This window comes from Variovorax sp. DXTD-1, from assembly GCF_003984625.1.
Lineage (GTDB): Bacteria > Pseudomonadota > Gammaproteobacteria > Burkholderiales > Burkholderiaceae_C > Variovorax.
On the sequence record NZ_RWKH01000072.1, the window covers coordinates 1 to 1,016 of the forward strand.

The 1,016-nt window shown below is 60.0% G+C and carries 2 protein-coding genes; both read right to left on the reverse strand.

What is annotated here, in order from left to right; all coding sequences use genetic code 11:
- Positions 1 to 184: 184 nt before the first annotated feature.
- Entirely contained in the window at positions 185 to 553 is a 369-nt protein-coding gene (locus EJI00_RS24900; RefSeq protein ID WP_126750125.1) for a hypothetical protein, read from the reverse strand.
- A 102-nt stretch (positions 554 to 655) separates the two neighbouring features.
- Positions 656 to 1,016, reverse strand: a 361-nt coding sequence (locus EJI00_RS25210; protein WP_221885076.1) for an XVIPCD domain-containing protein, incomplete at its 5' end; no start/stop codon positions are given.

Genomic DNA, 1,016 nt, shown 5'->3' on the forward strand with positions numbered 1-1,016 from the left:
GTTTACATGCCAAAAGTGCCAGTGGCCCACGACTGATGTGCGCACCCAGCTATTAAAACAATAGCAGACGGCACGATCAGAGCGCCGCCCGGCTCGAACAGGCGGCCTTGCTACAGCAGTGTTCAACGCGGGCATGGCGGGCGCATGGCGAGTAGATGGGATGACTGCGATGCAACGAAGCGGTCTATTGGACGGTCTGCACGCTGCCCCACCGGTTGATGATTTGCTGCGAGATGCTGTTGTTGTTGCCGGTGTCGGTGGCGCCCGGGCAACTGTTCATGTAAGTCTGGCGGCTGATGGAGGAGAGCTGGCCGTTGAAATTGTTACAGTATTGGCCGGTGTAGACCGCAAGACCACCGATACAAGTAGGCAAGTTCCACTTGATGAAGGCGGCTTCGCAGCCGCCCGTGGTGTTGCCCTGGCCTGTTTTACCGGCCATGCACAGGAACAGGGTGCAGGGGCTGTCCGGCGCTTCGGCCTGTGCCTGCATGGTGCTGACAAGGGCAGTGGCGGCTAGCACGACTGCGGCGGCGATTGATTTTTTGGAACGCATGAAACCTCCCTGGTGTTGTTTAAGGTTGATTTGGCGACGACTGACGTGCACAACCAGCGCGGGCATAGCGGGCCTTGGGCTGCGGCGGGCGATGAATCCGGCTTACCTGGCGAGCGCCGGCACGCCTTGCCCTTGCGTCTGATCGGCTTGTGTCGGCTGATGCGGATGCTGATGGTTCTGCGGCTTCTCGTGGTACGCCTTTGAGCTTTGCTCCAGCGGCGTGTTTGCGGCCTGCTCCTTGGACACGTCAACCACCTTGGACTGCGCCGTACCCAACTTGCCTTGTGCAGCAATAAGCTTGTCGCCACTGTCGTTGGGCTCCAGCACGTCGATCTTCTTGAGGCCATGCATGTGCGTCTCGACCGCCAAAGCGGCGGCCGCGTTCTTGATCTGCTGGGCGTCCATGAAGCCGGGATGATCGGCGCTGTACTTCTCCAGCTTGTGCAGGGCCTGCTCATACAAC

What these genes read in the sequence shown, in the direction of transcription:
- EJI00_RS24900 (WP_126750125.1), bottom strand. Translation starts at nt 553, where the DNA reads ATGCGTTCCAAAAAATCAATCGCCGCCGCAGTCGTGCTAGCCGCCACT.